Annotated in this window: 15 protein-coding genes; 3 read left to right on the forward strand and 12 right to left on the reverse strand. The window is 56.8% G+C overall.

Annotated elements, in window-relative coordinates:
- Positions 1 to 65: 65 nt before the first annotated feature.
- The gene (locus HY308_13230; GenBank protein ID MBI3899240.1) at positions 66 to 428 is read left to right on the forward strand and encodes a hypothetical protein; all 363 of its coding nucleotides are present in this window, start codon (positions 66 to 68) and stop codon (positions 426 to 428) included.
- 175 nt (positions 429 to 603) lie between these two features.
- Here the strand turns inward: HY308_13230 and eda are convergent, their stop codons facing one another.
- The 9 genes from eda to HY308_13275 form a co-directional block, all read right to left on the reverse strand.
- Positions 604 to 1,242 carry a bifunctional 4-hydroxy-2-oxoglutarate aldolase/2-dehydro-3-deoxy-phosphogluconate aldolase gene (gene eda, locus HY308_13235; GenBank protein ID MBI3899241.1) on the reverse strand — a complete coding sequence of 213 codons (639 nt, stop codon included), beginning with the start codon at positions 1,240 to 1,242 and terminating at the stop codon, positions 604 to 606.
- Positions 1,242 to 3,074, reverse strand: coding sequence for a phosphogluconate dehydratase (locus HY308_13240; GenBank protein ID MBI3899242.1), 1,833 nt, complete (start codon positions 3,072 to 3,074; stop codon positions 1,242 to 1,244). Before HY308_13240 ends, eda begins: the two co-directional genes overlap by 1 nt.
- 48 nt (positions 3,075 to 3,122) lie before the next feature.
- Positions 3,123 to 4,586, reverse strand: coding sequence for a glucose-6-phosphate dehydrogenase (gene zwf, locus HY308_13245; protein ID MBI3899243.1), 1,464 nt, complete (start codon positions 4,584 to 4,586; stop codon positions 3,123 to 3,125).
- Positions 4,587 to 4,615: 29 nt separating this feature from the next.
- Positions 4,616 to 5,290 (reverse strand): HAD family phosphatase, encoded by a 675-nt coding sequence (locus HY308_13250; GenBank protein ID MBI3899244.1) that lies wholly within the window; start codon positions 5,288 to 5,290, stop codon positions 4,616 to 4,618.
- Positions 5,291 to 5,325: 35 nt separating this feature from the next.
- Positions 5,326 to 6,390, reverse strand: a complete 1,065-nt coding sequence (locus HY308_13255; GenBank protein ID MBI3899245.1) for an ABC transporter ATP-binding protein — start codon at positions 6,388 to 6,390, stop codon at positions 5,326 to 5,328.
- Positions 6,391 to 6,431: 41 nt separating this feature from the next.
- On the reverse strand, positions 6,432 to 8,648 hold the full coding sequence (locus HY308_13260; protein ID MBI3899246.1) for an iron ABC transporter permease: 2,217 nt from the start codon (positions 8,646 to 8,648) through the stop codon (positions 6,432 to 6,434).
- Positions 8,649 to 8,676: 28 nt separating this feature from the next.
- Entirely contained in the window at positions 8,677 to 9,729 is a 1,053-nt protein-coding gene (locus HY308_13265) for an ABC transporter substrate-binding protein (GenBank protein ID MBI3899247.1), read from the reverse strand.
- A 323-nt stretch (positions 9,730 to 10,052) separates the two neighbouring features.
- Positions 10,053 to 11,315, reverse strand: a complete 1,263-nt coding sequence (phnD, locus tag HY308_13270) for a phosphate/phosphite/phosphonate ABC transporter substrate-binding protein (protein MBI3899248.1) — start codon at positions 11,313 to 11,315, stop codon at positions 10,053 to 10,055.
- Positions 11,316 to 11,600: 285 nt separating this feature from the next.
- Positions 11,601 to 12,791: a porin gene (locus HY308_13275; protein ID MBI3899249.1), complete on the reverse strand. Its 1,191-nt coding sequence runs from the start codon at positions 12,789 to 12,791 to the stop codon at positions 11,601 to 11,603.
- 183 nt (positions 12,792 to 12,974) lie between these two features.
- On the opposite strand from HY308_13275, the gene HY308_13280 reads away from it, so the two are divergent.
- The gene (locus HY308_13280) at positions 12,975 to 14,045 is read left to right on the forward strand and encodes an oxidoreductase (protein MBI3899250.1); all 1,071 of its coding nucleotides are present in this window, start codon (positions 12,975 to 12,977) and stop codon (positions 14,043 to 14,045) included.
- The gene (locus HY308_13285) at positions 14,029 to 14,613 is read left to right on the forward strand and encodes an SIS domain-containing protein (protein ID MBI3899251.1); all 585 of its coding nucleotides are present in this window, start codon (positions 14,029 to 14,031) and stop codon (positions 14,611 to 14,613) included. The genes HY308_13280 and HY308_13285 overlap by 17 nt, the downstream gene beginning before the upstream one ends.
- A gap of 100 nt (positions 14,614 to 14,713) precedes the next feature.
- On the opposite strand, the gene HY308_13290 is transcribed toward HY308_13285, so the two are convergent.
- From HY308_13290 to HY308_13300, 3 genes are all read right to left on the reverse strand, one after another.
- Positions 14,714 to 15,160: a GNAT family N-acetyltransferase gene (locus HY308_13290; protein ID MBI3899252.1), complete on the reverse strand. Its 447-nt coding sequence runs from the start codon at positions 15,158 to 15,160 to the stop codon at positions 14,714 to 14,716.
- A 114-nt stretch (positions 15,161 to 15,274) separates the two neighbouring features.
- Positions 15,275 to 15,682, reverse strand: a complete 408-nt coding sequence (locus HY308_13295; protein MBI3899253.1) for an HIT family protein — start codon at positions 15,680 to 15,682, stop codon at positions 15,275 to 15,277.
- Positions 15,683 to 15,964: 282 nt separating this feature from the next.
- On the reverse strand, positions 15,965 to 16,270 hold the full coding sequence (locus HY308_13300) for a hypothetical protein (GenBank protein ID MBI3899254.1): 306 nt from the start codon (positions 16,268 to 16,270) through the stop codon (positions 15,965 to 15,967).
- Positions 16,271 to 16,344 lie beyond the last annotated feature (74 nt).

The raw sequence follows: 16,344 nt of genomic DNA on the forward strand, positions 1-16,344 counted from the left end.
TTCTATGAAAAAAATTTGTTACTATGCGGCGGCTTTTCATCATACTCAAAATAAGGAGTTAAGAAATGAAACGGATGTCGTTATTGTTGTTCGCCACCACTGTCATTTTTTCCGTCAGCACCGTACAGGCAGAAGAAAAAACCGATTGCGCCGTGAAATACACGCGCACGGCATGCCCCGGCAAGGAAGCAGAAAGCTACAAGAAGTGCGACGGGAAAAAATCCTGTACTCAATACAAGCCGGCAAGTTCGGCAGAAGAATGCCAAGCGGCGGCGCTCAAAGCCTGTGCTAACGACAGGCTAGATATCACCAAGAGCAAGGTGATAAACGCGGCCTACAAAGGCAAACCTATCAAGTCGACATCAGGCAAAGACGATTTCTGCGTTGACTATCCGAATAGAAGTACCGAGTTTGACAAGTGTTCTTAAAAAACCTCTGCGCCTAAAAAGTAGCGACCGGTTCAAGACGGAAGAGAGAAGAGATAATCGAAGAAATCGTCCCAGCACTCGGATGGTATCCAAGTGCTGGGATTTTTCGTTGCGCTCAGCTTTAGCCATCTGCTGGACCCGCGGCCTCCCACCAGGCACCGTGCTTACTCGAACTTCAAGTACGGCATGTAATCCGGCGCAATTCCGCTGCCGCAAGCGCCAAGCGATTTATTGCCGTCCAGTTGCCTGTGTCCAACAGCGCCTTCGGCGTCAGCCACGATCCACCCACACAGGCGACGTTCGGTAACGCCAAATACGGCGACGCCGTTTCGATCGTGATACCACCCGTTGGACAAAAAATGACGTCAGGAAAAGTGGCGTGAAATGCTTTTAGTGCGGCGATACCGCCCGCTTGCTGGGCGGGGAAAAACTTGAGCGCTTTATATCCATGCTCGACCGCTGCAATGATATCGGTCGGCGTCATCACCCCTGGCAAGAAATACAAATCGCTCTGGCGTGCCGCCTCCGCCAGCGCCGGCGTTAGGCCGGGGCTAACGGCAAATTGCGCGCCGGCTTCATGCGCGAGGTTGAATTGATGCGCTTGTGTCACCGTACCGACGCCGACCGCCACATCCTTTACGCCGCGCGCGATCGCACGGACGGCTGCCAGTGCCGCCGGTGTGCGCAGCGTAATTTCCAAAACGCGAATACCGCCGTCGACCAATGCTTGCGCCATCGGCACGGCATGCTTGACGTCATCGATGACGATGACCGGAATGACGGGCGCGATGCGCATTAATTGGATCATGGACATTAATGAGTCTCGCTGCTGAGAAATCGAAAATTGCTGGCACCCTGTTCGGCAGCGGCAACGTTAGCGCGGAACACGGCGAACAATTCCCGGCCGATGCCTTCCTGATTCTTCGCGAGATCGGCGATCGCCGGCTCGCGGCGGCTCCACTCGCTTGCGGATACGTCGGCTTCGAGCACTCCGTGCTCAGCATCGAGCCGAATGATGTCGCCGTCCCGAACTTTCGCCAACGGTCCGCCGCGCATGCATTCGGGTGTCACATGAATCGCCGTCGGAATTTTGCCGGAGGCGCCGGACATACGACCATCGGTAACCAACGCCACCGAAAAACCACGGTCCTGTAACACCCCAAGTAACGGTGTCAGCTGATGCAGCTCCGGCATCCCATTGGCATGTGGACCTTGGAAGCGCACGACGGCGACGAAATCGCGCTCGAGCCAACCCGCATGAAACGCCGCTACTAGCTCTTCCTGAGTGTCGAAAACCAACGCGGGCGCTTCGACCCGCCGGTGCTGCGGCTTCACCGCCGAGGTTTTGATCACGGCACGTCCGAGATTTCCGGTGAGCAACTTCAACCCACCGTCCTTGCTAAATGGCGCCGCTATTGGCGCCAGCACGTTCTCGTCGTGACTTCGTGTCGGCGCCGGACGCCATTCGAGCGTGCCATTGTTTAACCACGGCTCGGTCGCGTAACGTCGCAAGCCGCGTCCCATAACAGTAAGGACGTCGTCGTGTAGCAAGCCACCGTCCAACAACTCTCGAATCAACAAGCCAACGCCGCCGGCGGCATGAAACTGATTAACATCGGCGTTTCCGTTCGGATAAATCCGGGCAATGAGCGGCACCACCGCCGACAAATCGCTGAAGTCATTCCAATCGATGACAACGCCGGCAGCCGCTGCCATGGCGACTAAATGCATGGTGTGGTTGGTAGAACCGCCGGTCGCAAGCAGCGCGACGATCGCGTTGACGATCGACTTCTCGTCGATCATGCGACCGATCGGCAGATACTCGTCGCCGAGCACCGTGATCTGCAGCGCCCGCTGCACCGCGGCGACGGTCAAGGCATCGCGCAGCGGCGTGTTCGGATTGATGAACGCCGCCGCCGGCAAGTGCAATCCCATAATCTCCATCATCATCTGATTGCTGTTGGCGGTACCGTAAAACGTGCAAGTACCCAAACCGTGATAGGACTTCGCTTCCGCCTCGAGCAACTGGTCGCGGCCGACTTTACCTTCGGCATACAACTGACGAATTCGACTCTTCTCGTCGTTCGGCAATCCGGTTGTCATCGGCCCGCCGGGCACGAATATCACCGGCAAGTGACCGAAACGAAGCGCGCCGATCAGCAATCCTGGCACGATCTTGTCGCAGATCCCGAGGCACAACGCGGCATCGAACATGTTGTGCGACAGCGCGATCGCGGTCGCCATGGCGATCACATCGCGCGAGAACAGCGACAGCTCCATTCCCGGCTCGCCTTGGGTAACGCCGTCGCACATCGCCGGCACGCCGCCGGCGACCTGCGCCGTGGCACCGCTGCGCCGTGCCGCCTCTTTAATGATTTCCGGATAATTGCCGTACGGTTGATGCGCCGACAACATATCGTTATACGCCGTGACGATACCGACGTTTGGCGTTCGCACTGCTCGCAGTCGCACTTTATCGATCGCCGGCACAGCGGCGAAACCGTGGGCGATATTGGCGCAAGAAAGATGAGCCCGCGCCGGACGTGACGCCACCGCGTTAAGACGTGCCAGGTAACGCTCGCGTGTCGACGCGCTGCGCCGGCGGATGCGCTCTGTCACTTCGATTAGCGTTCGGCTTGGACTCATACCGTCGACATCACGGTCTCTGCAATCCGCCGGCAAGAAACGACCCGATCAATGTTCCTCCCGCCATGCCGAGCCCGCGCGCGCCACCAGCGCGCTCGCCGCCGCTGGTCCCCAACTGCCGGCGGAGTATGGGCGCGGTGCTTCATCGCCCTCTTCCCAAGCCCGCAAAATCGGTTCAACCCAACGCCAGGCGGCGTCCAGCTCGTCACGACGCATGAACAGCGTGAGCTTGCCGCGGAGCACGTCCATGAGCAGTCGTTCGTACGCGTCCATCGGTCGAGTTTTGAACTGCTCGCTGAAGTCGAGGTTTAAATACACCGGCTTTAGCAGCATTCCATCGCCGGGCGCCTTCGCCTTTAGATACAGCTTCAGTCCTTCTTCCGGCTGCAGTTGAATGACCAACTGATTGCCCTGATTGTCGCCATTGGCGCAAGGGAAGATCGAGTGCGGTACATCGCGGAAGTTAATAACGATTTCGGCCAGCCGATGCTGAAGCCGCTTGCCGGTTCGCAGATAGAACGGCACGCCGGACCAACGCCAATTGTTGATGTCGGCCCGCAGCGCAATGAACGTCTCTACTTTGCTGTTCACGGCGATCCCGGGCTCTTCGAGATAACTGCAAACCGGTCGATCGTTGATCGCGCCGGCGCGATATTGCCCGCGCACGGTTCGCTGGGCGACATCGTCCGATGTGATTGGCGCGAGCGTACGCAATACCTTGAGCTTCTCGTCGCGTACTGCATCCGGATCGATACTGGACGGCGGTTCCATGGCAGTGATGCAAAGCAACTGCAGCAAATGGTTCTGTACCATATCGCGCAACGCGCCGGCACGATCGTAAAAGCCGCCGCGACCTTCGACACCGAGCTGCTCAGCGATGGTGATCTGCACATCATGTACACGGCCGCGGCTCCAAAGCGGCTCGAACAAGGCATTACCGAAACGCAAGGCCAGTAAATTTTGTACCGGCTCTTTGCCGAGATAATGATCGATGCGATAAATCTGTGGCTCGGTGAAAACGCTGCCGACGGCCTCGTTGATTTTCTGCGCCGACGCGAGATCGTGACCGAGCGGCTTCTCCAAGACGACGCGCGCGTTCTGATGAACCAAACCGGCGTCGGCAAGGTGGCGGCAAATCGGCAAGAACAAGTCGGGTGCCGTCGACAAATAGAAGACACGCACTTCGGCCGCCGACTCTTTTAGATAAGCGGCTAACCGCTGGAAGTCATCGGCCGAACGCGCGTCGACCGCCAAATAATCGAGTCGCGTTGCGAATGACGTGAAGATCTCTTCGCTAAATTGTTCCGGCGGTACGAACTTGGCACAGCTCTCTCTGACCCGGGCTAGATATTCCTCACGCGTCCAAGGTTGTCGGCCTAGGCCAACGATCCGGCCATGCACCGGGAAATCGCCGTCTCGATGGCGGAAGTAAAGCGCCGGCAATAGCTTGCGCAAGGCGAGATCGCCGGTACCCCCAAAGAGCAATAAGTCGAACGATGGAACAGAATGCAAGGCAATCTCGGGCATAAAAAGTTGTCGGGTTAGTTGCCGTTCGTACACAACGCAACACCCGTCGCCGTCACTGCGAGATCAATGAAGTTAGGCGCTGTGGCGATGACGTTATCGAACTCGGCAAACTCGTCGGCCGACAACATCGTTGTCATGGCAACGCTGCGCATGCCGGCGCGGCCGGCGGCCTCTACGCCGAGGAGCGCGTCTTCAAACACAATGCACTCCGCCGGCGTCACGTCCAGACGCCGCGCTGCTTCCAGAAAAAGATCGGGTTGCGGTTTACCACGAAGACCCGGGCCGGGATGCACCACCGTCACGAACCGACCGGCGACCCCCAAACCCTCCAAGGTAAAACTAATGTTTTCCGGCATCGCCGAGGTGGCGACGGCGAGCTTAAGTCCACGCCGCACGGCGGCGTCGGTGAACGACTCGAAGCCGGCGACTAGCCGTAGGTGCGGTCGGTAAAGCTCGCGATAGATGGCTTCCTTTTCTTGCGCAAAGAGGTACAAGTCGCCAGGCGTTGCCCCGGGAACAAGGCTGGAAAAAATTTCGATATTCGCGCGGCCAGTGGTGCGACGCGCGAAATCGTCGCGGTCGAATGGCAACCCATGGCGACGGTGCCACTCGCTCCAAGCATCATGATGAAAATGCATGTTGTCGACCATGGTGCCGTCCATATCGAAGATCAAAGCGCGAATCGTCACTCGGTGTGGTTCCTATTGCCGGGATGGATTTCTTATTATTGAGGAATGACAACCACGCCGTGCGAAGACAATGTCACCGTCACGTCGTCTCCTGGCGAGAAGCGGCGATGTACCTCGGTGTTGACCGCGAACAACTCGCCGATCGATGTCGCCAACGTGTATTCCATCAGGCCGCCGAGGTAGGCGGACTTTTTAACGGTGGCAACTAAGCCGTTGTCGATAGCGGCACCGTTAGTTTTGTGAATCGTCAACGCCTCCGGGCGAATGGCGACCATTACCTCACCATCGGGTAACTGCCGATGCGAAACGATCGTGTTTAGCGTACCGAGAATGAGCCGGCCATGATGCGCATCGGTCCGCTGCAATACGCCGCGTACCTGGTTCGCGTCGCCCATGAAGCCGGCGACAAACGGACTCACCGGGGTCTCATAAAGCTCGTCCGGCGTTCCTTCTTGCGCGATCACCGCCTTGTTCATGACGATGATGCGATCGGAAACCGCCATTGCTTCCGCCTGGTCATGCGTCACGTAAACCACCGTTAATTGCAAGCGGCGCTGCAGGTCGCGTATCTCTTCGCGCATCTGCCGGCGCAAACGGGCGTCGAGGTTCGACAACGGCTCGTCGAACAACAGCACGCTCGGTTCCAACACCAACGCGCGCGCTACCGCCACTCGCTGTTGCTGACCGCCGGATAGCTCGCTCGGAAGGCGTTTTCCGAAACCGCTCAAGCCGACGGTGGCGAGCGCCTTCTCTGCCCGCTGCCGTACATCTCGCTTTGGCAGGCGTTGGACGTTCAGCCCGTAACCCACGTTCTCCAACACGGTCATGTGCGGAAACAACGCGTAACTCTGGAATACCATCGACACATCACGCTCGCTGGCCGGGATATTCGTCACATCCTGATCGCCGATGAGGATGCGACCGGATGACGCCATCTCGAGTCCGGCGATCATGCGCAACGTGGTCGTCTTGCCGCAGCCCGACGGTCCCAGCAGCGTAACGAGCGTGCCGGCGGCAACGGTGAAGCTTACGTGCTCGACTGCACAACCCTCGCCGAAGCGTTTGGTCACGTTTTCGAAACGAATCGATTTTGCCGTCATATATAAAAAGCCTTGCGTCCTTCTTATTGGACTGAAATTTTCTAAACGCTCGCTACGGCGGCGGCCGCGGTTACCGGTACGGTCTTGCGCCGACCGATACGACGCTCGCCCACGAGCAGACGGATTAAACCGATCGCAAGCAGCATCAACACAATAAGCACAGAGCAGTAAGCAATGGCGACACCGTAATCGCCGTTAATCACGCGATTGATGATATAAACCGTGGCCATTTCGTGGTCCGCCGACACCAGAAAAATGATGGCGCTCACTGTCGTCACCGCGCGCACGAAGCTATACACCAGCGACGCAATGACGGCCGGCCTTAGCAACGGCAATATCACCAGACGCAACGTGCGGAAGCCGCTAGCGCCGAGCGTGACCGATGCCTCGTCCAGGCTCTTGTCGAGCTGACTCATCGCCGCTATGCCGGCGCGCACGCCGACCGGCATGTTGCGAAACACGAAGCACAGCACCAAGATCAACGCGGTACCGGTAAGCTCGACCGGCGGAACATTGAACGCGAAAATATAGGAGACGCCGATGACCGTGCCGGGCACGGCAAAACTGAGCATGGTGCCAAACTCAAACAATCCACGGCCGGCGAATCGCTGCCGCGTTAGCAGGTAGGCGGTGAGTATGCCGACGGCGGCGGTAAGCGGTGCGGCGATGCTCGCAAGCTGCAGTGTCGTCCAAAAAGAATTCCAGGCAGCGCCCGACCAGACGATGCCGTGCGGCCCGATATCGATCGAAAATGCCTTGATGTAGTGACGCAACGTCGGTGTGTAGTTGCGCCCCCAGGTCTCGACGAAGCCGCCGACGATAGCCATCGCATAGACCACCATCGTCAATGCGGTCCACGGCAACGCTATCGAAAAAGCAAGGTTGCGCACGCGTTTCGGCAACAGCGCAGGCAGCCCGCTTTCGCCTTTGCCTGACATCGACGTATAAACTTTCTTGCCGAGGATTCGCCGTTGCAGAAAAAAGGCACCGAGCGCAAAGCTAAGTAGAACTAACGCGAGTGCCGCCGCCCGGCCATAGTCCAGCTGCGCGCCGACGATAGAGAAAAAGACTTCGGTCGATAACACGCCGAAATTGCCGCCCAACAGAATCGGATTTCCGAAGTCGGCGATACTTTCGATAAATGCGACTAAGAACGCATTGACGATGCCCGGCCGCATCAGCGGCAAAGAAATATCGACGAAGGTGCGCCAACTTGTCGCGCGTAACGTCTGCGCCGCCTCTTCCATGCTCGGCGCCACGCCTTCGACGACGCCGATGAGTACTAAAAAGGCGATCGGCGTAAATGCGAATACCTGCGCCAGCAACACTCCTTGCAAGCCGTAGATCCAACGCGATGGCTCAACTTCGAATACTCGTTCGAGAAACTGATTCACCAAACCCGAACGACCGAAAATAAGAATGAGTCCGAGACCGATCACGAACGGTGGCGTGATGATCGGCAATATGGTGAGTACCCGCAGGAATTTTTTATAAACGAAGCCGGTGCGGGTGACGATGAGCGCGAACGCCAATCCCAGGCTGGTAGCACCGGTCGCCGTCAGTAGCGCCAACAGCAACGTGTTCCAGGCAACGCCGCAACCACCGCCGCCGGTTATGCAATTCAATCCCCAGATGCGTGTCGCGAACAAGCGCTCTGCGAGCAGCGACAACGAATTGCCGCCGTCGGCATTCTGCACTGCCGTCGCAAGAATCTTGGCGACCGGGAAGAACGTGAACAGCAATACCAAAGCGGTAACGCCGACGACACTGCCGGCGACAAAAGCATCGCCCCTAAAGAACCCGCACAGCGCGAGCCCGAAGGCGAACAACATCAGCAGCGCTACCCCGACTAGCATGCCGCCGGCGCCAATCCCGTACTGGCCGCTACTCAATGCCGGCAATGTCGCTTGTAATGTTGCGAACGACCAACCGCCGGGACCGATGGCAAACGCTTGCAACAACCCGAAAAGCACACCGCCGCCGCCAGCGATAAGCAACGCCCGTCCGAGCGTTTCGCGCGTACGGAACAGATAAGGCGCCGCGCCGCAGAACGCGAGCGCGGCGGCACAACCCCATAACCAAGGACGTCCATATGCCGTGGCTTGCGCTATACCGGCAGCCATTTGATCGTTGCTATAGACACCGACTAACCAATGCAACGACCAGAGGCTGTCCTGCAAGGCATACCATGGCAGCAGCAAGAATCCGACTAAGCCGACGATCAACCAGCTCATGACCGTGCGCTGCGTAGCTTTCATCGAGATGCCTCGGCGAGACGATGGTGGATTATTTGGACAAGCTGCCCACTTCACGATCCCAACGCTCGATCAGACGCTTGCGCTCGGCCGATGATCCGTACTTGGCGAAGTTGTAATCGATAAACTTGATGTCGCTGAACTTCGGCGCCTGCGGCGGTAACGCCGAGCTGACATTGGATGGCACCTGGAACTGCTTCGCGTCCGCGCCCAACTTCTGCGCCGCCGGGGTCAACGCCCAGTCGTAAAACTTTTTGGCGTTGTTCAAATTACGGGCGCCTTTAATGAGACTCATCGAGCTAATTTCGTAGCCCGTGCCTTCGCACGGCGCCGACACCTTCACCGGGAAACCACTGACCAGCTCGGTTACGCCGTCGTGCATCCAGCCGACGCTCACCGACGTCTCACCGCGCGCTGCGCCCTTAACCGCGCCGCTGCCGGATTTCGTGTACTGGTTTACGTTCTTGTGCAGCGATTGCATGTACTTGAACGCCGCGTCTTCGCCCATCAGCTGGACCAAGGTCGCGATAACGACGTACGCGGTCCCGGCCGAATTCGGATTGGAGATTTGCACCTCTTCTTTGTATTCCGGCTTCAGCAAGTCCTTCCAGCACGCTGGCGCCGGCAGTTTCTTCTTCGCCAGCAGCTCGGTGTTGTAGACGAAACCGAGTGCGCCGGCAGCGACGCCGACGGTCCGATAGTTCGACTGCTCGGCCTGCCGCCGCGCCCAATCATGCAGCTGTGGCAAAACCGGCGACTTGTAGCTCACGGTCAAGTCCTGCTCGGCTGCCTGTAAATGCGGATCGCCGGTGCCGCCGAACCAGATGTCGACCTTCGGGTTGGCCTTCTCCGCGGCAATTTGCGCCAGCGCTTCGCCGGTGCTCTTTTGCGTCATGTTGACGGTGACGCCGTTCTGTTTTTCAAATTCGTTTTTTACGTTGGTGCACCATTCGGCTTGATAGCTACAGATAAGGTTTAGCGTTCCGTCGGCGTGTGCCGCCATTGGCAGCAACAAGGTGGCGAGCGTCCACCATTTACTTTTTATAACGCGACGAAAATTAAATGCCCGAAGTGAAAGATACATTCGAATCCTCCTATAACTTGCTAATTTAATTTCGCGGGATGGGTGCCCTTACCGCGGCGCTTGGATCCCATCTTCTTCTCTATCAACCGACTGCCGACGCTTTGTACTACCGGCGGCAACGAGAAACGCGAATGCGTTACAGTCTGTTACAGTCTTCGCTCGACCGCACACTCTCCGGAAGGTGTAGCAAATGCCGGCTGAAACCCTGCGAGATCAGAATTCCACGACTCTATAACAGTCTCAGTAATCTAGCGGAACCTGAAAGCCGGTCGACGCTACTTACTGGTTATATACCGAGCCGAGCACAGTTATCGGCAACTCGCTCAGTACTCTTCCTTCGACATACGCAGATAAAGTTCCAGGTGACCGCCACGCTCGCTGAGCTCGCGTTCCTGGCGCTTGCGTTCTTCCGGCAGCGATGTCTTGTCGTTCCACAGCTTCAGCCACTTGTTGAACAATTCCAGGTCGGCAATGGTCGTCAGTTGGCGATTGGACGAACGACTGAAGCCGCTCAACTCGTTGGCTTGCATTAACACCTTGCGCTCCGCTTCACTGTTTTTGCCGTAGCTCGTTACGAACCCGCCAATCTGGCGTTTTAGCGCCGCCGGTAGGCTGTTGCGCCATACCAGTGGACTTTGCGGAATCTCCGGCGACGTCCAAATCACGCGTAATTGCGCAGATAGGTCCGGGCTGTCTTTGCTGAAGAAATCCATCTCTTCGGTATTGTTGGTGGCGACGTCGACTTCTTTCTGCGCCGTGCGCAGTAAATTGGTCCGGTGGTTCGCCGACTTTATTTCTTTGAACAAGGTCGCAGGATCATTGATCTTGTTCTTGACGAACGCGTAGTACAACGGCACCACATGACCCGACGTGGATTTAGCGTCGCCATCGCCGAACACAAGACCATCCAGCGGCTGGAGTTTGAGCACATCCTCGAGTGTTTGAATGTTACTGTCCTTATGGACGATCAGCACCGACCTATAGCTGCTGCTTCCGGTCTTGGTAATCATCCTGGCAAACACGGCGCCCTTCCGCGCCTCGACAACCTCCAACGCCGGGGTATTGCCGAGCCATGCGAGATCGAGTTTTCCCGCCTTAAAAAGCTCGACGATTTCTTTGACGTCGTCGCGCACGACAAGCTCGATCGGAATTTGCAATCGCGCCGCCAGCGCGTCCGCGAATGGACGCCAATTGTTGGTCGTCGTTTCGACGCCACGGGGAGCGATCAATCCGAAAAATATTTTGTTTACCGAGCCGACGGCGGCAATCTCGCTCTGCAAACCGGAGGGTGCCGGCGCTCGGCCACGCTGCTCGCGGATGCGCGCCGCCGAGTCGCGAAGACGGGGACTCTGTACCCGATAAAGTGCGGCAAGATTGCCCATCGATTCTGCGGTCTCAAGACTTTCGGCGCCGAACTCAGCCTTCGCCACTAGTAGCGCATGTTGCGTGAGTTCGATCGCGCGCTGTGGATCGCCTTGACGGTAAACGGTGAGTGCTTGCTCGGTTAGCGCCTTCCAAGAAGTTTCGCTGGCAACGGATACTCCGTGGGTAAGAACAAAAAGCAGGACAGCGAAAATGAATCTCATTAGTCACCTCCCGATAAGCGCGCGAGTGCACCTTTACATCCCCGAGGCGAAGCCGTTGCCAGGCGTCATACGGTACAGCGTCCACCAAGCGATTACGTGCGTGCTAAAAAAACGTCTCCCCGCACGCCACACGGCAAACGCCGTGCATGTCGAGGAGACGTTCAACCACACGGGGGTGCTTTCCTTGCTCTGTCGGTCCTAGCGGTACCGCTAACCTAATTTGCAAAAAAAAGGAGCACCGCGTTCCGCGGTACTCCTTCGGTCTTCCAGACAACGGTGTACGCATTAAAACGTGTAACGAATGCCAAAACCAAAACCGGTCGGATCAGCGCCGACAGCCGGCGAAATGGCGTTGCCGTCGAAGTCGTATTTGGCACGTTCGTTATTTGTTACGCGACTGTAGAACGTCTTCAGCATGGTTTGCTTGGAGAAAACGTAGTTGTAACCGACGACGTATTGACTCGCTTTAGAGTCGACATCGTTGCACGCAGAGCCGTCGGCATTGCTGCACTTGATCTTGCCGGCCGTGCCGTAGGCGCCGTAAATCTGGTGCGTCTCACCGATGTCCTGCTTAGCGCCGAGCTGCCAGGCACTTTTCTTTAGATTGCTCTTGCTGGTACCGGTAGCGGTAGAGTCATCGAACTCCATACGATCGAAGATCACGCCGATGGTCGTGCGGCTGGGAAAGGTGTAGCTGACGCCGGCGCGAGTATCGGTATCTTTGGTGTCGTTGCCGGCGGTGGCCGATTGCGTGGTACCGTTGAGCGTGCCTTTGTCGTAACGAACCTCGCGGGCAAGGCGCACGTCGATCGGACCACTGGCGTATTGCAGACCCAAGCTCAACGTCTTGTCATCCAACGCCGGATTAACGTCGCTGTTGCTCTTGTTTTCATTCGCGCCGAAATAGGCGCGCACGCCGAAACCGCCCCAGCTGGCCGATTCGAAAGCGAGCGCATTTTCGAGCCGGGTGTTGAATTGTGGGGAAGCGCCGGTGAAGCCGCCGACCTGTGCGATCACCGACTGCGACGATTCGATGCCGGTGGCACCGGGCGAGTAATCGGCGATGCCGCTGATCCAACGGCCGGCGGCGGTCACACGGCCGAGTTTGAGCGTGCCGACACCATCCATCGCGATGCCGACATAGGTATCACGGGCGCTGCCGAAGATATTTTTGCGATCGGAGCTATCGGCTTCGAGCTGGATGGTGTTTTCGAACTGGAGCAATCCCTTCAAGCCACTGCCGAGATCAGCCGAACCTTTGAACCCGAGATAAGAACTATTGGTGGTGCCGCGCCAACGCGACGGTTTGTTGGGCGTACCGCTGGCGGTCGAACCTTCGGCCTTCACACTTTCATACTGCCCGTCTGCAACGCCGTAAACATTGATGTTGACCGTCTCGGCATAGGCCGGCGCCAGCGCGGTGCCCCCCACCGTGAGTGCGGAACCGATCGCCATCGTCAAAAGTTTCTTGTTCATCAGGGTCCTCCGAGTTTGAGTTGACTCTAGTTTTACCGCGCAGATGCACCACTACGTTTTGCCGATTTTTTGCTTGTGTTACTGCACGGCGCTTTGTACTACGCAGAGGGAGGGAGAAGCAGGAATGCGTTACAGTCTGTTACAGTTCCCGCCCCACTCGAATCACAATATCGGTAACGGACTATGACGATTGTCCGAGTCGGATTAATTGGATATGGCTATTCCGGTGCGACTTTCCATGCGCCGCTGATTGCTACCGTGAATGGATTGGTCATTGCCCGTATCGCTTCTTCCAATGCGGACAAAGTCCGGCACGATTTTCCCGATGTTACGTTGGCGCAGCACCCAGACGGCGTCATCAGCGCGCCTGATGTCGACCTGATCGTCATTGCGACGCCGAACAACACCCATCACTTATTGGCTAAACAAGCGTTGCTCTCCGGCAAACATGTCGTCGTGGAAAAGCCGTTTACGGTAACGACCGCCGAGGCGGCGGAACTGGTCGAGCTAGCGGCCGAGAAAAATCGAGTCCTCAGCGTGTTTCACAATCGTCGTTGGGATAATGATTTCCTCACGGTCCGACGCTGTATCGAATCCGGCATGCTTGGGGAAATTAATACGTATGAGTCGCACTTCGATCGTTACCGCCCCGACGTGCGCCAGCGCTGGCGCGAGCAGGACGTGCCCGGAGGCGGCATCCTTTACGACCTCGGCTCGCATCTACTCGATCAAGCGCTGGTACTGTTTGGTAGGCCGCACACGCTATTCGCCGACATCGGCATTCAACGCACCGGCGGAGCGGCGGTAGACTATTTCCACTTGGTGTTGGGCTACGGGGCTAAACGGGTACTGCTGCATTCCGGGGCAATCATTCGACGTTCGGGGCCGCGTTTTCAGGTACACGGCAGCGTCGGCAGCTACATTAAGCAGGGTCTGGACCCGCAGGAAGACGCGCTGAAGGCGGGTCAACGACCGGGCGACACACGCTGGGGCATCGAACCGGAAAGCGCCTACGGGCACATCACCCGGGAGCATCAAGGCACCGTTGTCGACGAGAGAGTCGAAACCTTAACCGGCAGCTATCAAACGTACTATCAAGGAATATTCGACGCCCTTACCCGCGGCACGCCCGTTCCCGTCCCGGCCGGCGACGCATTGAACGTCATACAAATGATCGAGCACGCACGACGAAGCAGCCGCGAACAAAGAGTCATTGCCGTGAATAAGGAGTTAACACATGCAACAGCACATTAAAAACGCTTTAGGAGAAGCGCGAGCCGCGCTGGATGCGCTTCTGAATAACGAAGGTACACTCAGCGCTATCAGCCGCGCCGCAACCTTGCTGATCGACACCATCGACGCCGACGGCCGAATGTTTTCTTGCGGTAACGGCGGCTCGATGTGCGACGCTATGCACTTCGCTGAAGAAATCACCGGCCGCTTCCGCAAAGACCGCCGCGCCTTCGCCGCCACCGCCATCAGCGATCCCGGACATTTATCGTGCGTCGGCAACGACTACGGCTACGACGAAGTATTCGCGCGTTATATGCAAGCGCACGGCCGCAAAGGCGACTGCTTGGTGGCCATCAGCACCAGCGGCAGCAGCAAGAACATCCTACGCGCCGCCGAGGTCTGTCGGTCGCAAGGTATCTCAGTGATCGCGCTGACCGGCAAACCCGGTTCGACGCTCGAGCAACTGGCCGACGTTTGTATCTGCACACCGGGCGGACAGTTCGCCGATCGGGTGCAGGAGCTGCACATCAAAGTCCTGCACATCCTCATTGAACTGATCGAGCGGAAGTTTTGTCCGGAGAACTACTAAAAACTTCTTTGTCGCCCGGATGGAGGCGCGAAGCGCCGTAATCCGGGAAGCTGCCCTCACTGCGTCCGGTTGGACGACTATTGGGCATTCGTTTAGTGAATCACGGTAGCTGCTTGTCGAACACATTCTGGTTTTTCTTGATGACATAGGCCAGCTTCTCATAAAACTGCTTCGCGTTTGCCCGCATCGAATTACTACGGACACGGATTTTCGAACACGATTTCTCCAAAGCCCATTGCTCCGCTACACCTACTAACTCTTTGCCTATGCCATGGCCTCGCTCCGTTTCCGCAACTACCACTCCCCGAATTTCTGCAAACGGAGCGCTCCCCAATGATTCGACCCTGCAAACATGAATCCAGCCAACAATAGTACCGGCCAACTCCGCAACGAATACGGAATGGTCCGCTCTAGAGCAAATAGCGGAAAGCCGAGGTCCCATCTCGATTGCTGAGGCGGAATAGCCCAAGTCGCCGGCGAGAGCAGAGATCACTTCAACATCTCTAGAAGTTGCAGATCGCGTTGTGACTTGTCGTAGTTTTTTCATCTCGGATGTTTGTGTTCATTCTGCCCAACGCGTTGTGGAATGGCCCCACCCCGAACCGAATCAAAGGCGGCAATCGCGTAACAGCGTCTGCTCGAACTAAAGGTGAGGCTTAACTTAAAGATGTTGTCGGATTAGCGCTGCCTGACGATCCAGCTCCTCTTTGGATCTCGTTATCACTTCGCCAGCAAGTTGCCGTTTACTCGTGATATCTAGCCGCGAGTTTATGGGAACCAAGTGAAAATGCGCATGCTGCACGTCTAGACCCATTGCGACTAAAGCAACGCGTTTCGGGGTTACCGCCTTTAATATTGCATTCGCCATCAATCGTGCTGCAACCATTAGTTGCTCGATCTCGAGGGGCGGCGTCGAAAATATGTCCTCGTAGTGATTCCTCGGCATGACGAGAACATGTCCAGGATTTTCAGGGTCTAGCGGCACGAAACAAATTGTATGCGCATCTTCATAGACGAGTGAACATTCAATTTTTTTGCTGATGATGGAGCAAAAGACGCAGTCGTTCATTTGTTACCTAATGATCTGCTTGAAGCGCCGAGGAAAGCGCGCGGCGCTTTACGAGGTTGTACCCGAAGCGGTTTCTATTCGATAACGGACCCAACAGGCGACCCGCATTGACTGCAGTATTTATCATTTGCCTGTAGAGGGTGCCCATTTCTACACCTGCGTACAACATCGTTATCGGCAACCTGAATAGCAGAATACAGAATGGCATATGCCGCAAAATAAAAAATTAGCCAATGCCCAGAAAAGCCTCGAATAGTACTAGCTTCATTTCCCGAGGTAGCATCAAGTGCCATAAACGCAAAAAAAGCTTAATAAAGCGTACCCAAATAGGACATAAAACGTTTTTCTCATCCAGGGAGGGCAGCCACGCAAAGTGGCCTTCCACAAATCTTTCTGCGGAAACTCCTTCGACAAACGTCGTGACGCCAGTACTGCTGGCAGCCAAACAATAAAAATACCGACATGCAATGGCCAAGGATTGAAGCCAAACGGCTTTCCAATTCCCATGTAGCCCGCTAGATGCGCAATGAGGCTCGCCAGAAAACCAGCCAATGCTAAGTACATAAAGGGTTTAAGGAGGCTGTTCATGTTTTTCTCTTACAGCTAAACCGCGCCGAGATAACAGCAAACCCGGCGTCGTTTCACCACATCCGCCTCGAACC

This window comes from Gammaproteobacteria bacterium, from assembly GCA_016199745.1.
In the GTDB taxonomy this organism is placed as follows: domain Bacteria; phylum Pseudomonadota; class Gammaproteobacteria; order Acidiferrobacterales; family Sulfurifustaceae; genus JACQFZ01.

What these genes read in the sequence shown, in the direction of transcription:
- HY308_13230 (MBI3899240.1), top strand. Translation starts at nt 66, where the DNA reads ATGAAACGGATGTCGTTATTGTTGTTCGCCACCACTGTCATTTTTTCC.
- eda (MBI3899241.1), bottom strand. Translation starts at nt 1,242, where the DNA reads ATGTCCATGATCCAATTAATGCGCATCGCGCCCGTCATTCCGGTCATC.
- HY308_13240 (MBI3899242.1), bottom strand. Translation starts at nt 3,074, where the DNA reads ATGAGTCCAAGCCGAACGCTAATCGAAGTGACAGAGCGCATCCGCCGG.
- HY308_13255 (MBI3899245.1), bottom strand. Translation starts at nt 6,390, where the DNA reads ATGACGGCAAAATCGATTCGTTTCGAAAACGTGACCAAACGCTTCGGC.
- HY308_13260 (MBI3899246.1), bottom strand. Translation starts at nt 8,648, where the DNA reads ATGAAAGCTACGCAGCGCACGGTCATGAGCTGGTTGATCGTCGGCTTA.
- HY308_13265 (MBI3899247.1), bottom strand. Translation starts at nt 9,729, where the DNA reads ATGTATCTTTCACTTCGGGCATTTAATTTTCGTCGCGTTATAAAAAGT.
- phnD (MBI3899248.1), bottom strand. Translation starts at nt 11,315, where the DNA reads ATGAGATTCATTTTCGCTGTCCTGCTTTTTGTTCTTACCCACGGAGTA.
- HY308_13275 (MBI3899249.1), bottom strand. Translation starts at nt 12,791, where the DNA reads ATGAACAAGAAACTTTTGACGATGGCGATCGGTTCCGCACTCACGGTG.
- HY308_13280 (MBI3899250.1), top strand. Translation starts at nt 12,975, where the DNA reads ATGACGATTGTCCGAGTCGGATTAATTGGATATGGCTATTCCGGTGCG.
- HY308_13285 (MBI3899251.1), top strand. Translation starts at nt 14,029, where the DNA reads ATGCAACAGCACATTAAAAACGCTTTAGGAGAAGCGCGAGCCGCGCTG.
- HY308_13290 (MBI3899252.1), bottom strand. Translation starts at nt 15,160, where the DNA reads ATGAAAAAACTACGACAAGTCACAACGCGATCTGCAACTTCTAGAGAT.
- HY308_13295 (MBI3899253.1), bottom strand. Translation starts at nt 15,682, where the DNA reads ATGAACGACTGCGTCTTTTGCTCCATCATCAGCAAAAAAATTGAATGT.
- HY308_13300 (MBI3899254.1), bottom strand. Translation starts at nt 16,270, where the DNA reads ATGAACAGCCTCCTTAAACCCTTTATGTACTTAGCATTGGCTGGTTTT.